The 13,331-nt window shown below is 44.4% G+C and carries 14 protein-coding genes; 3 read left to right on the top strand and 11 right to left on the bottom strand.

Annotated features, from left to right (window positions below; translation table 11 throughout):
• Nucleotides 1-2: 2 nt before the first annotated feature.
• From fliQ to B3014_RS00680, 7 genes are read right to left on the bottom strand one after another with little or no spacing between them, the layout of a single operon-like run.
• Nucleotides 3-272 (bottom strand): flagellar biosynthesis protein FliQ, encoded by a 270-nt coding sequence (gene fliQ / locus B3014_RS00710; protein WP_007146641.1) that lies wholly within the window; start codon nucleotides 270-272, stop codon nucleotides 3-5.
• Nucleotides 273-274: 2 nt separating this feature from the next.
• Nucleotides 275-1,009, bottom strand: coding sequence for a flagellar type III secretion system pore protein FliP (gene fliP, locus B3014_RS00705; RefSeq protein ID WP_289243214.1), 735 nt, complete (start codon nucleotides 1,007-1,009; stop codon nucleotides 275-277).
• On the bottom strand, nucleotides 1,006-1,428 hold the full coding sequence (fliO, locus tag B3014_RS00700) for a flagellar biosynthetic protein FliO (RefSeq protein WP_289243215.1): 423 nt from the start codon (nucleotides 1,426-1,428) through the stop codon (nucleotides 1,006-1,008). The genes fliP and fliO overlap by 4 nt, the downstream gene beginning before the upstream one ends.
• The gene (gene fliN / locus B3014_RS00695; protein ID WP_289243216.1) at nucleotides 1,428-1,886 is read right to left on the bottom strand and encodes a flagellar motor switch protein FliN; all 459 of its coding nucleotides are present in this window, start codon (nucleotides 1,884-1,886) and stop codon (nucleotides 1,428-1,430) included. The genes fliO and fliN overlap by 1 nt, the downstream gene beginning before the upstream one ends.
• Entirely contained in the window at nucleotides 1,883-2,905 is a 1,023-nt protein-coding gene (gene fliM, locus B3014_RS00690) for a flagellar motor switch protein FliM (protein WP_289243217.1), read from the bottom strand. Before fliM ends, fliN begins: the two co-directional genes overlap by 4 nt.
• Nucleotides 2,906-2,907: 2 nt before the next feature.
• Nucleotides 2,908-3,402 (bottom strand): flagellar basal body-associated FliL family protein, encoded by a 495-nt coding sequence (locus B3014_RS00685; RefSeq protein ID WP_289243218.1) that lies wholly within the window; start codon nucleotides 3,400-3,402, stop codon nucleotides 2,908-2,910.
• A gap of 48 nt (nucleotides 3,403-3,450) precedes the next feature.
• Nucleotides 3,451-3,864, bottom strand: a complete 414-nt coding sequence (locus B3014_RS00680; protein ID WP_289243219.1) for a flagellar basal body-associated FliL family protein — start codon at nucleotides 3,862-3,864, stop codon at nucleotides 3,451-3,453.
• An 83-nt stretch (nucleotides 3,865-3,947) separates the two neighbouring features.
• Here B3014_RS00680 and asd point away from each other — a divergent pair, with 83 nt between their 5' ends.
• A complete protein-coding gene (gene asd, locus B3014_RS00675; protein WP_289243220.1) occupies nucleotides 3,948-4,838 on the top strand; it encodes an archaetidylserine decarboxylase in 891 nt (296 codons plus the stop codon).
• 62 nt (nucleotides 4,839-4,900) lie between these two features.
• Here the strand turns inward: asd and zwf are convergent, their stop codons facing one another.
• A complete protein-coding gene (gene zwf / locus B3014_RS00670; protein WP_289243221.1) occupies nucleotides 4,901-6,370 on the bottom strand; it encodes a glucose-6-phosphate dehydrogenase in 1,470 nt (489 codons plus the stop codon).
• Nucleotides 6,371-6,449: 79 nt separating this feature from the next.
• Between zwf and glgA the strand changes: the two genes are divergently transcribed.
• Together glgA and ppc are read left to right on the top strand one after the other, a co-directional pair.
• On the top strand, nucleotides 6,450-7,913 hold the full coding sequence (gene glgA, locus B3014_RS00665) for a glycogen synthase GlgA (protein WP_289243222.1): 1,464 nt from the start codon (nucleotides 6,450-6,452) through the stop codon (nucleotides 7,911-7,913).
• A gap of 4 nt (nucleotides 7,914-7,917) precedes the next feature.
• Nucleotides 7,918-10,761, top strand: a complete 2,844-nt coding sequence (gene ppc, locus B3014_RS00660; RefSeq protein WP_289243223.1) for a phosphoenolpyruvate carboxylase — start codon at nucleotides 7,918-7,920, stop codon at nucleotides 10,759-10,761.
• Here the strand turns inward: ppc and B3014_RS00655 are convergent.
• Genes B3014_RS00655 through B3014_RS00645 form a run of 3 tightly spaced genes read right to left on the bottom strand, consistent with a single transcriptional unit; the run spans nucleotide 10,758 to nucleotide 13,311 of the window.
• On the bottom strand, nucleotides 10,758-11,240 hold the full coding sequence (locus tag B3014_RS00655; protein ID WP_289243224.1) for a paraquat-inducible protein A: 483 nt from the start codon (nucleotides 11,238-11,240) through the stop codon (nucleotides 10,758-10,760). The genes ppc and B3014_RS00655 overlap by 4 nt on opposite strands.
• Nucleotides 11,227-12,438: a DEAD/DEAH box helicase gene (locus B3014_RS00650; RefSeq protein WP_289243225.1), complete on the bottom strand. Its 1,212-nt coding sequence runs from the start codon at nucleotides 12,436-12,438 to the stop codon at nucleotides 11,227-11,229. Before B3014_RS00650 ends, B3014_RS00655 begins: the two co-directional genes overlap by 14 nt.
• Complete coding sequence (locus B3014_RS00645) at nucleotides 12,439-13,311, bottom strand: SMP-30/gluconolactonase/LRE family protein (protein WP_289243226.1); 873 nt, start codon at nucleotides 13,309-13,311, stop codon at nucleotides 12,439-12,441.
• Nucleotides 13,312-13,331 lie beyond the last annotated feature (20 nt).

Below are 13,331 nucleotides of genomic sequence, written 5' to 3'. Positions count from 1 at the left end.
AGTTAACCGATGAGAAATGGTATTTCTTCATACAAGCGACGAGTAAAACCCAGCACCATTTCCAACATCCAAGGCCCTGCCATCACTAAAACCAATAGCGTGATAAATAGTTTCGGAATAAAACTTAAGGTTTGTTCGTTGATCGATGTCGCCGCCTGAAACATGCTCACCAATAAGCCAATCAGCAGAGCGGGAAGCAAGATGGCAGCAATCAAAATCGAAATGATCTGTAGGGTTTGCTGCATAACGGTGAGGACAGTTTCTGGCGTCATAATTACACGTAAAAACTCGAAGCTAAGGTACCCATGAGCAAGGCCCAACCATCAATCAAAACAAACAACATTAATTTGAAAGGCAGGGAAATCAGCATAGGCGAAAGCATCATCATACCCATGGCCATCAAGACACTGGCTACGACAAGGTCGATGATTAAAAAAGGGATAAAAATCAAAAAGCCGATTTGGAAAGCCGTTTTTAATTCACTGGTGACAAATGAAGGTAGTAATAAGCTATACGGAATGTCTTGTGGTGTTTGCATCTCTTCATAGCCACCAATAGAGGCAAACAAAGCAATATCACTTTCCCGTGTTTGAGCAAGCATAAATTCTTTAAACGGCTGTCCAGTTTGTTCAATAGCTTGGGTAAACTCAATATCACCATTCATATACGGCACAACACCCGCATTGTAGGCATTATTGAATACCGGATGCATAATAAAAATAGTCAGAAATAATGCCAGACCAATTAATACTTGATTCGAGGGGGTGGACTGCACACCAATCGCCTGACGTAAAATCGACAATACGATAATTATGCGAGTGAAGGAGGTCATCATCATTAATGCCGCAGGCAATAATGTGAGTAAAGTCATTAACGCCAGAATTTGCAGGGTGACACTATAACTTTGTCCACCTTCACCATCCGTCACTGTTACGGCTGGAATTCCCGGCTCAGCGAGACTGACTAATGGAAATGTCAGTAAGAATAAACTGAGAAGCAGGCGAATCATGCGTCACCTCGCTGCATAAACTGACGGAGTTTATTGGCGAACTCATTCGGTGTTGAGGATTCCGCCTCGCTTAATGGCGTTTCTAGTTTGTGTAAGGTATTGATTTGTTGTGCGGTAACGCCTAAAAGCAATTGCTCTTCACCTACCTGAACCAGAACTAATCGTTCTCTGGTGCCTAATGCAATGCCAGCAATGACTTTAAGTTTTCCATTGGCAGCAGTATGAAAACGGTTGGTGCGTTTCAATAACCAAGCCACTGCCACGATACAAGCTAAAACAAGAGCTAAGCCCAATATCGTTTGCAATAAGTTGACTGCTGACAGGGGCGACTGGTTGAGCGTATGCGCGCCCGATTCAGCTGCAGCAAAAACGGGGGCGGAGACAAAAATACTTGTTAACAGGCACCATGCGTTTTTCATTAGCGTAGTTTCTTGATGCGTTCTGAAGTACTGATGATGTCGGTCAGTCGAATACCAAATTTATCATTGACCACCACGACCTCACCGTGGGCGATAAGGGTATCGTTAACAAGCACGTCCATAGGTTCACCAGCTAATCTGTCGAGTTCAACCACAGACCCCTGACTTAATTGAAGCAGGTTGCGAATACTGATTCTGGTACGGCCGATTTCCATTGATATCGTGACCGGAATATCCATCACCATATCCAGATCAACATCCGATTTTGGTTTGCCTTCATCATCCAGCTTGGCAACCGGAGCTGGATTAGCTTGTTGTGTGGATTCTGATGCTGCTTGTTCTTCTAAAGCGGCTGCCCAGGGATCTTCTTCTGTTTCAGCTGCATCACCTTGTTGTTCCAGTGCAGCCGCCCATTCGTCAGCCAGCGCCTGATCTTGTGTTTGGGTGTCTTCACTCATAGCTTTTTACCTTTTTTCAGGTGGATTGTAGAATTCGTATCATGAGGATGTTCAATAATCTCCATGATTTTTAACGCTGTTTTTTCATGATGCTCACCAAATGTGGAACGAAACATGGGGATATCTTCAACCATGGTCGTCACATGTTTGGGCATCTCAATCGGGATGATATCCCCTGGTTTTAACTTCAATATTTGTCCAAGCGATAATGTCGCTTGAGATAAGTTTGCCCAAAGTTCTACATCGGCGAGCATGATCTCTTCGCGCATGGATTTTTCCCAGCGCCCATCATCCATGCTGCGATCACTTTGTAAACCGGTATCCAGTAATTCCCGAATAGGTTCCAACATGGAGTAGGGAAAAGTAATGTGTATATCGCCACTGCCACCATCTAAATCCACATGGAAAGTAGAGATGACCACGACCTCACTCGGGCTGACAATATTGGCAAATTGTGGGTTCACTTCGTGGTTAACAAACTCAAATTCAACCGGCATGACGGGTGACCAGGCTTCTGTCAGATCTTTAAAGCACAGGTTGAGTACCATATTGATGACTCGAAGCTCGGTTGAGGTGAACTCTCTACCTTCAATACGAGCCTGAAAGCGTCCATCTCCACCAAAGAAGTTATCCAGAAAGGTGAATACCAGTTTAGGTTCAAAAACAATTAACCCTGTGCCTCTCAGAGGATGCAGGTGAATCAGATTGAGGCTGGTGGGCACAAAAAGAGTATGAATGTATTCAGAAAACTTCATTACCTGAACACCGCCGACAGAGATCTCGGCAGACCGCCGCAGCATATTGAACAGACTAATTCTTAAATAACGACCAAAACGCTCATTAATCATTTCCAGGGTCGGCATTCGGCCGCGGATAATACGCTCTTCATTACCGAAGTCGTAGGGACGGGTACCGGCATTGTCACTATTCTCTGACCCATCTGTTTCAATATCGCCATCGCCCAAGCCATTGAGCAGCGCATCTACTTCATCTTGTGAGAGGATGTCATGAACGGCCATAGTTATTGCATGATGAAGCTGGTGAAGTAGACGGCTTCCAACTGTTCATCAACAGAAGATTCGTTTTTAAGAATCTCATTGATGGTATTCAAGCTGGACTGTTGAAGTGCTTTTGTTCCCTCAATAGTTTGTAATTCGTCATAATTTTGACTAAAGAACAGCATATTTAATTCATGTTGAATGGCTGGTAAGTTCAATGTCACAGCATCAATAACATCTTGAGAACGCGCTTTTACCTTGAGTTTGATCTGCATATATTTCACTTCCCCTTTGCTTTGTTCAGAGAAGTTGACGATAAAGGGGTCTTCAATCGCGTAGTAGATAGGTGGCTGTTTGACTTCAGCTTTTTCTTCCTCGGGTTCATCACCGCCACTCATCATGAAAAAGGCAGCCACACCCCCGCCTATCAGTAGTAGAGCGACAACGATAATGATGATGAGTTTTTTCTTACCACCTTTGCCTTCAGTAATTTCAATATCTTCGCGTTCTTCTGCCATAATGCTGTTTCCAATTTGTTAATTTCAAGTTAGCAAGTAATGTGCCGACTATTGGATGATAAAGCTTGTGAAGTAAACTTTTTCGATTTCAGGGTTACCTGTTTCTTGCTCTAAAATGTTTCTCACTTGTTCTGTGGCTTTTTTATCTAACTCTTCTCGTCCCTGCAGCGTGTTGAGTGATTCATAGGTCTGCTGTGAAAATAATGTTCTGAGTTCATCTTGAATCATTGGTAGGTTTAACACTGCATTGTCGAGTGCTTTTTGATCTTTAGCCATCAGAGCAACTTTGATTTGAAGATAACGGGCCCGTTTCTGACTTTGATTCACAAAGTTGATTGTAAATGGCTCTTCAATTTTGTAATACACAGAGGGTGTCTTTTCACTCTCATCGTCATCAGCAAATGTTGGTGTCACTAAGGCACAAAAGAATAATAAAATGATTAGCGACAGCGATTTCTTCATTGCTTGATATACTCCATGATTTCTTATGAAAAAGGTTTACACAGAATTATGACAAGCTTAGGCAATTGGTTAAAGAGGCAGGCATGAGTAAAACGCAAAAACACCCACATGCTTCTTGGTTCAGCAAAGTCTCTGATGTGATTTTGACGCTGCCACAATATGTGATTCCACAGCATGCCTTATCTGTTGTCATGCATGCCTTAACTCGTAGCCAGGTAAAGTGGTTTAAAAATGCATTCATTCGGTTTATTACTTGGAAGTTCAACGTCAATCTTAGCGAGGCCGCCGTTTCAGAACGCGCTTATTACGCTAGTTTTAATGCCTTTTTTACTCGTGAGTTGCGAGCAGGTATTCGTCCCATCGCTGCAGGTGAAGAGGTTATCGTTTCTCCTGTTGATGGTGCGATTAGTCAGCTGGGTCCAATCGTTGAGCAAAGTATTGTGCAAGCGAAAGGACGAAGCTACACAGTAGAAGAATTGTTGGGAGGAGATAAGGCCTTGGCAGAGCAGTATCAGCAAGGACAATTTGCCACTATTTATCTCTCGCCGCGTGATTACCATCGTATTCACATGCCAATAGCGGGAAAACTGAAGTCCATGCGCTATGTGCCGGGTAAACTATTTTCAGTAAATCCGCGGACGGCGAGAGCCGTGCCGAGACTCTTTGCTCGAAATGAACGCGTTATCTGTGTGTTCGATACCGACTTTGGCGAGGTGACTCTCGTGCTTGTTGGGGCTATTTTTGTTGGCAGTATGGAAACGGTATGGGCAGGTCAGATAACGCCTCCTTACGGTAAAAGCATACAAAACTGGACTTATGAAGGTGATGAAGCGTTGTCATTCGAAAAAGGTCAGGAAATGGGCCGGTTCAATATGGGCTCGACGGTAGTGATGTTACTACCTGCCGGCATGAAACCATTTAATCAAGCATGGCAGCCAGAGGAAAAAATTCAATTGGGACAGGCGATGAACTAAGTTTGTTTGCTGATGAAATAAAAAAGCCGGCAACTTGCCGGCTTTTTTGTGAGCGTATCTGCTTAGATATTGTTACGCCATGCGTGACATGAATTATCCTGAATACGACTCACTTCTTCAGGGCCCCATGTACCTGCAGGGTAGGTATGAACAAAGCCTTTATCTTTTGCCCATTTCTCGATGACAGGATCGACCACTTTCCAAGCCAGATTAACTTCATCTGAACGCAAGAACAATGAACGGTCACCTAAAATGGCATCCAGAATTAATGCCTCATAGGCATCCAAGCGATGCTTGGTGTCTTCATTTTCAACGGTTTCAAGCGCCACAGTATGGTTGTTTAATTCTAGACCAGGCTGCTTAGCTTGCAGTTCGATACGTAAAGTGTTGTCAGGTTGCAGACCCATTACAATCCAGTTGGCATGACTATCACCAATCACAGTATCTTTGAATAACTCTTGTGGTGGTTTCTTAAAGCGGATGGCAATCATCGCTTTAGATTCTGGCATACATTTGCCCGTTCTTAAGTAGAACGGCACACCACGCCAGCGCCAGTTATCGATGTACAGTTTCATAGCCGCATAGGTTTCAGTCACGCTGTCATTCGGTACTTCATCATCTTCCAGGTAACCAGGCTCTTTTTTGCCGTTGACTTCACCGGCCGCATATTGCGCACGGAAGGCATGATCATCAACAATATCTTCAGTGATGGGACGGATGGCTTTTAAGACTTTTACTTTTTCATCACGTAAAGATTCATCACCTAAATCTGCTGGTGGTTCCATCGCGACTAATGCCATCACCTGCATTAAGTGACTCTGAATCATATCGCGAAGTGCACCAGAGGTATCATAGTAACCAGCACGACCGCCCACACCTTGTTGTTCAGCATGTGTAATTTGAACATGGTCAATGTAGTTACGGTTCCATAATGGCTCGAGCAACAAGTTAGCAAAGCGGAATACAAAAATATTTTGTACGGTACCTTTGCCCAGGTAGTGATCGATACGGTAAGTTTGTTGTTCGGTAAAGTTTTTGCGCAAGATGCCTTCTAATTCTTCAGCACTCTTCTGGTCATAACCAAATGGTTTTTCAACGACCAAGTGGCGCCAGCCATTATCTTCTTTATTTAAACCAACAGCGGCTAATTGATCACCTACGACGCCAAATAGTGCTGGCGCAATTGAGAGGTAGAAGACGATATTTTGAGAGAAATTATTCTCTTCTGACGTGATCAGTTTGTTGAGTTCGTGGTAGCTGAAAGCATCGTTGATATCACATTTAAAGTAGTGAATACGATCCAGAAATGTATCAAGAAGTTCATTATTCACACCACCGCGTGCTTTAGGTGTGACAAACTCTGTTACTTGTGCTTTCCAGTCTTCTTGACTGGACTCACGACGACCCATGCAGATAATGCGCGTATCCGCTGTTAAGCGTTTTTCCGCATCAAGATGGTATAAAGCAGGCAATAACTTTTTCTTAGATAAGTCGCCTGTGGCGCCAAAAATAACAATGGTACAAGATTGCATGATTTCTCCCGTTTCAGGCTATTACTCAGCCGTTGACCGTATATAATTTGGAGAATTGTACAATTTTTGGGAGATAAGCGTGCGAAAAATTCTTTTTGCCAGTAGTGAAGTCCATCCGTTAATGAAAACGGGGGGGCTTGCAGATGTGTCTGCCAGCTTACCAGCGGCTCTGGCTGAGCATGGACAAGATGTCAGAATTTTTATGCCTGCTTATCGTCAGTGTCTGCAAAAAATAGAAAGCTCGCACACCGTTGCTACAATTAAACTGGATGGTTACCACCTCCCTGTGGAAATTATTGAAACCACACTTCCGGGTACTGAGGTCATCGTCTGGCTATTGAATTCCCCCTATCACTTTGATCGCAGTGGTGGACCCTACAGCCACCCTGGCGGACATGACTGGGAAGATAATGCCGCAAGGTTTGCATTGTTTTGTCGCGCTATTGTGGCTTTAGCCATGGATGATGCTGAACTGAACTGGAAGCCAGATATTTTGCATTGCAACGATTGGCAGACCGGGCTTGCACCGGCACTGCTCTCGTTGAGAGAGAATGCACCCCATACTATTTTTACTATTCACAATATGGCCTATCAGGGACTATTTGAGCGGCCGGTTTTTGACGCGCTGGACTTACCAGAGTCTCTTTGGTCAATCGATGGGCTAGAGTTTTATGGCTTGATGTCTTTTATGAAGGCCGGGCTGATATTGAGTGATCACATCACTACAGTCAGTCCTACTTATGCTAAAGAAATTTGTGACGCTGAGTTTGGTTATGGTCTGGAGGGATTATTATCTTATCGAGCCGAACAAGGGCGCTTAAGTGGCATATTGAATGGTATTGATTATCAAGAATGGAACCCGGCTACGGATCCTTATCTAAGACACCATTACTCAGTTAAAACACCAAACCGTAAAAAGAAAAACAAGCAGGCGCTCCAGCAACAATTTTATTTACCTCAATCTGAACAGACGCTCTTTATCGGCTTAATCAGTCGTCTGGTATCACAGAAAGGTATCGATTTGTCCATCGAAGCCATAACACGCTTACTGGAAGAGGGGCAGGATATTCAGCTGATTTGTCTGGGCAGTGGTGAAGCAGATTTTGAGCAAGCTTTGCGTGTACTTCGTGCGCGGTTTCCTGATAAAGTGGCATTGACCATTGGCTATGATGAAAAACTCTCGCATCAGATTGAAGCGGGGGTAGATGTGTTTCTGATGCCATCACGATTTGAGCCATGTGGCCTGAATCAGATGTATAGCCTGCGATATGGTACGCTACCGATTGTACGTAATACTGGCGGTTTAGCTGACACAGTTGTTGATGCTAACGACGAAAACCGTAAAATCGGTATTGCTAATGGATTTTGTTTTCATGAGGCTTCAGCAGAAGCATTATACGAAACACTGGAACGGGCGACCGCGCTGTTTCAGCATCCGCGGATATGGCGAAAACTGATGATCACCGCAATGGAGGGGGATTTCAGTTGGGAAAACAGCGCCAATATCTATATCGATCTCTATCACCATGTAAATGAACGTTAATACTATGACAGATTATGAACCTGTATTGAGTACTGTCGAGCAGCTATCTATGCTGGGCGATAAAGAGCTACGTCAACATGTTCGGTTTCTTGGCCATATTCTTGGTGAAGTAATTGATGAGCGTGCTGGTCGTGAGGTCTATGAAACGGTAGAGCGATTGCGTAAGGGGTTTATTAATCTTCGCAAAGACGATAACGCTCTATTACGCACGGAGTTGTTGAGTTTCCTGAATACGCTGGATGCCACCACATTACGTGAAGTCATTCGTGCGTTTAATTTGTATTTCAGTCTGCTGAATACAGCAGAAGAAGCCTTTAATTACCATAACCGTCTAATTCAGTTAAGAAATGGTCGTGATTTATGGCATGGATCGTACCTGGATACATTAAACCAGTTCAAGCAAGAGGGCGTTACCCTCGAACAACTTCAGCATATGATGGATACGATGGTATACATGCCTGTATTCACCGCTCATCCAACTGAGTCAAAGCGTCGGACTTTGATGGAAATTCTACGCCGTATTTTCTTATTAGACGAAAAGCTGACCAATGACCCTCTGACGGCATTTGAAGAAGAACGCACACGGTCAGAAATTAAAAAACAAGTGCAGTTGTTGTGGTCCACCGATGAAGTGAGGGCTGTTAAACCCACCGTTCGCGATGAAATCAAAAATGGTTTGTATTACTTTAACGTAAGTCTGTTTGATGCGGTGCCCAGAAGTTATCGCAATATGGAAAATGCCATTCGTCGCGTCTATAAAGACGAGATTGATGCAGGTGCGTCATTCAAAGTGCCAGGCTACATTCAATTCGGTTCCTGGATTGGCGGTGACCGAGATGGAAACCCTTATGTAACGGCTGAAACCACCGACATGGCGATTCAGTTACAAAAGCGCACAGTGATTCGCCGTTATCTGGAAGACGTGACTAAACTTAGCTACCAACTCACACACTCACAACCTTTGTGTGAAATAAGTGATGAATTAGCTGCCAATATTGATGAATCGGAACAACGTTACGCTGGGGCATTTCGTGCAAAACCAGACCGTTTTCTGAATGAACCTTACCGCAGAAAACTTTACATGATGCGGCATCGTTTGGAAGATAATCTACGACTATTGCAGCAATATTTTCGGCCTGATCTTGAGCCCACTGCATTGGGACTGGCTTATGACAACGAAGATGAATTACTGCAAGACTTACGCTTAATTCAACAGTCCCTGATCGCTCACGGGGATGCCGAGTTGGCGGGCAGTGAACTGACCGATTTGATCCGATTGGTGGAGACCTTTGGTTTTTATTTATATCACTTGGATGTGCGCCAGGAATCGACATTACACACGGAAGCGGTGAGCGAGGTGCTAAGACAAACAGGCCTGTGTGAAGATTATCAGCAATTAGATGAAACGCAACGTCAGTCAGTGTTGACGGATTTGTTAGCACGTCATGATTTACCCTCTTTGCCTGAATTAGAAGGGCAAAACAAAGAAATTCTGTCGGTATTTCAGTTAATGACACGACTGCAACAGGAAGTCAGCACCAATGCATTCGGCAGTTATGTGATTTCAATGACCCACCAGGCCAGTCATATTCTGGAAGTATTAACCTTGGGGCGGTTTGCTGGTTTATGTGGTTATACAGAAGATGGCAATACCTACTGCCACCTCCGAGTGTCACCTTTATTCGAGACCATTGAAGATTTATCTCATATCGAACCAGTGATGTCGGCATTACTTGAGAATGAACATTATCGTCGTTTATTAAGTGCCTCAGGCAATTTACAGGAAGTCATGCTGGGTTACTCCGATTCTTGTAAAGATGGGGGGATTCTGGCGTCTGTATGGAATTTGTATCAAGCCCAGCAGAGAATCAGTCACCTGGCCGAACAGCATGGCGTGCAATGTCGTATGTTTCACGGTCGTGGCGGTACGATTGGTCGCGGGGGTGGTCCAACTCATGATGCTATTCTGTCTCAGCCGGTTGGCACGGTGCAGGGACAAATCAAATTCACAGAGCAGGGCGAAGTATTGTCATTCAAATATGGCAATATCGAGACAGCTGCCTATGAATTGGGGATGGGTGTATCTGGTTTAATGAAGGCTTCACGAAGTCTGGTGGCTAAAACGCATCACGATGAGCCGGCCTTTATGGATGTAATGCATCAGCTCACGGCCTACGGCGAGCAGAGCTACCGTAAATTGACCGAAAACACCGCAGGCTTCCTCGATTATTTTTATGAGGTCTGTCCAGTGACTGAAATCGGTATGATGAATATCGGTTCCAGACCCTCACATCGTAAACAGGGTGATCGTTCCAAAGCATCGGTTCGCGCTATTGGCTGGGTCTTTTCCTGGGCACAGTCACGACACACCTTACCTGCATGGTATGGCATTGGTTCGGCGTTAGAACAGTGGCATCAAAATGATCCTGAGAAAATTGAAACGTTACATCGAATGGTCAAAGAATGGCGTTTTTTCAGTGCGCTTTTAAGTAATACGCAAATGTCCCTGTCAAAAGCCGATATGAATATCGCACGGCGCTATGCCGCTTTGTGTGAAAATGCATTTCAAGGACAGCAAGTATTCGAAGTCATTTCAGCAGAATATCATCGCACGGTAAAACAAGTCCTGCTTGTGGTGGGGGAGGACAAGTTAATGTCAGAAACACCGGCATTACGATCTTCTTTACGCCGACGTGAACCGTATCTGGATCCCATTAACTATATTCAGATTCTTTTATTGCAACGATATCGTGAGAACGCCTTATCTGAAGATGAACGAGATAAGTGGCTGGATCCGTTGCTGAGAACGATCAGTGCGATTTCTGCCGGTATGCGAAATACAGGTTAATTCGTCTGAGTTCGTAAGGTGCTGACAGTGAGCTGTGTGGTGAGCATAATCAGTAACACTGCAGCACCAAACACATATAAGCCCGGATGAATCTGAATACTGGCGATGGCACCAAGTTTGACAGTGACGATCAACATCGCCACGACCATGACATCAAGCATTGCCCAGCGGCCATAATCATGCATAAGATTCAATAAGGTCATCTTGAGTGGCGTAGGGTGGCTGTCAGCGAATAACAATCGGAACAGTAAGCCTAATTTAGCGAAAGGCATGAGGATACTGAAACAGCCGATAACAAAAAATAACACGTATTTTTCTGCTTTCCACAATTCTGTGATACCTGAAATGACAGAGAAATCATCACGAATGACCAGAAATTGCGTGATGGTCAACATCGGCATGAAAAGTCCGGCAATCAATAACACGCTGCTGATTAACAATAAGCCGCGTAATAAATAAGTAGATTTATTCTTGGGCACGGTCTTTTTTAGAAATGTATCTGGCTTTGGGGTCTTTTTTACTCTTTTGTTTATTGACTTTGCCTTTCGGTGCCAAGCCCTTCATTTTTATTACAGGTAATGACTGGCCAATATGATGTTCGATCCGCTCAAGGTTTTTTTGGTCATGGCTTTCCACCAGATTGACAGCAATACCTGATTGTCCAGCCCGCCCGGTTCTGCCAACACGATGAATATAAATATCACCACGAAATGGCACATCATAGTTAACGACGTGGCTCACTTGCGGTAAATCCAGTCCACGTGAAGCTACATCCGTTGCAACTAAGACTTTGATTTTTCCTTGACGGAATTTACGTGTTCGTTCTCGGCGATCTGCCTGAGAGAATTCACCATGCACCACCTGCGCAGAGATATTTTGTGACTGCAAATAGTCGGCTACTTCATCTGCGCGTTCTTTTTTATTGCAAAAAACCAAAGCACTTGCGCACTCGTCCGATTGAATCACAGCTTTGAGCAGTGCTTGTTTATGTTCACGATTATCAGCTAAATAGACACGCTGCTCGACCTGTTCGGCATAGTGATTTGAAGCATTCACATCTACTCGGGTAGCATCAGGCAGTAAGGTGTTAGCAAAAATTTCCACACCGGCACCAGCCAGTGTGGCGGAGAACAAGCAGGTTTGGAATGCTGTTGTAATTGAAGCTAATAATGTCGCGACATCAGGACCTTGTCCCATGTCCAGCATACGATCCGCTTCATCTATCACCACAAACTCAATCAGTGATAAATCGGCCTGCTCTTGTTCAACTAAGTTTAATAAACGGCCGGGTGTGGCAATGATGACATCACAGCCTTCATCCAAAACCTTTTGTTGAGCGGTGGGTGCCTGACCGCCGGTAATCATGGCAATATCAATTGGATCTTGTTTACTGAAGGTCTTCAGCACATGTTGAATCTGGAAAGCCAGCTCACGTGTCGGAGCCAGAATGAGAGCGACAGGTTCATGTGAACGATGCTTTCTGTCCCAGAGTTTTTGTAATAAAGGCACAACAAACGCTGCGGTCTTGCCTGTCCCTGTGGCCGCACAGGCCAATACGTCCTGACCGGCTAAAATAAGCGGGATCGTTTCTTCTTGAATTGGCGTAGGAGTGGTGTAGCCGTGAGCAGCGATAGCGCTCAACAGGCTGTCTTCTAACATGAGATCTTCAAATGACATTTAGCGGTGTATCCGGAATGCAGTGATGACGTTATCCATCATCATTGGAACAATAACAAGGTCTTTCTCAGGCATGACTGTATGGTCAGCACTACCTGGATTAAATTCAATCAAAGTTTCACTTCTTCCTTCAGGTGTGATTTTTAATAATCGGCCTTTCATCCAATCGGTGACCAGGTAATTCCCCTGACCATCTGCTTCGATGCCATCCAGATTACCCACGGGCGATTGGTCACCCAGGCTTTTCATCTGCTGTGTAATCAGATCAATGATTTTTAAATGTCCCGGCGTCTCGGTTTCAAATCCTTTGGTCATATTGCCCCAGCTGGCGACAATCAGATTATTATGCTCAACCAAAAGACCATTGGGGGATTCTAGAGCAGGGTCATCCATCCAGACATTAAATTCATCACCAGACAAGCGATAGATGCGGTTTGTCATCATGTCGCTGACGTAAACATGTCCCTGTTTATCAATGGCCACATCATTCAGAAATTGGGCATTCTCCGCGGGGTAACGCTTGATGATGCGTTGTTCAGCAATATCAATGACCACCAGTTCATCAATATCAGAAACATAGAGATGGTTACCACTGAGTGCCAATCCTTTTGGGGCATTGAGGCCATCCAGCCAATGCAGTTTTTCAATCTCACCTTTGACTGACAATTGGCTAATAAAGCCATTACCATCTGCATCTAGGGGATTGCCATTAACATTCGAGACATATAAATGTTTTGTGATGGGATCATAGATAACAGACTCAGGTGTTTTAAGTTCTGCCGGGCTGCTCCATACAGGTGACAGCACTGTGTTAGCACAGACCTGTACTGACATTAATAAGCCGGTCAGCAATAGCGTTAACCGTTTCATCATCTTCTCCAATAACAATCTGA

Source organism: Methylophaga sp. UBA678 (assembly GCF_002299105.1).
Lineage (GTDB): Bacteria > Pseudomonadota > Gammaproteobacteria > Nitrosococcales > Methylophagaceae > Methylophaga > Methylophaga marina.
Note: the sequence above shows the minus strand (reverse complement) of the source record. Positions and strands in the feature narration are given on the sequence as shown.

Bases quoted from the DNA above. Each gene is read 5' to 3' on its own strand.
- fliQ (WP_007146641.1), bottom strand. From the start codon at position 272: ATGACGCCAGAAACTGTCCTCACCGTTATGCAGCAAACCCTACAGATC.
- fliP (WP_289243214.1), bottom strand. From the start codon at position 1,009: ATGATTCGCCTGCTTCTCAGTTTATTCTTACTGACATTTCCATTAGTC.
- fliO (WP_289243215.1), bottom strand. From the start codon at position 1,428: ATGAAAAACGCATGGTGCCTGTTAACAAGTATTTTTGTCTCCGCCCCC.
- fliN (WP_289243216.1), bottom strand. From the start codon at position 1,886: ATGAGTGAAGACACCCAAACACAAGATCAGGCGCTGGCTGACGAATGG.
- fliM (WP_289243217.1), bottom strand. From the start codon at position 2,905: ATGGCCGTTCATGACATCCTCTCACAAGATGAAGTAGATGCGCTGCTC.
- B3014_RS00685 (WP_289243218.1), bottom strand. From the start codon at position 3,402: ATGGCAGAAGAACGCGAAGATATTGAAATTACTGAAGGCAAAGGTGGT.
- B3014_RS00680 (WP_289243219.1), bottom strand. From the start codon at position 3,864: ATGAAGAAATCGCTGTCGCTAATCATTTTATTATTCTTTTGTGCCTTA.
- asd (WP_289243220.1), top strand. From the start codon at position 3,948: ATGAGTAAAACGCAAAAACACCCACATGCTTCTTGGTTCAGCAAAGTC.
- zwf (WP_289243221.1), bottom strand. From the start codon at position 6,370: ATGCAATCTTGTACCATTGTTATTTTTGGCGCCACAGGCGACTTATCT.
- ppc (WP_289243223.1), top strand. From the start codon at position 7,918: ATGACAGATTATGAACCTGTATTGAGTACTGTCGAGCAGCTATCTATG.
- B3014_RS00650 (WP_289243225.1), bottom strand. From the start codon at position 12,438: ATGTCATTTGAAGATCTCATGTTAGAAGACAGCCTGTTGAGCGCTATC.
- B3014_RS00645 (WP_289243226.1), bottom strand. From the start codon at position 13,311: ATGATGAAACGGTTAACGCTATTGCTGACCGGCTTATTAATGTCAGTA.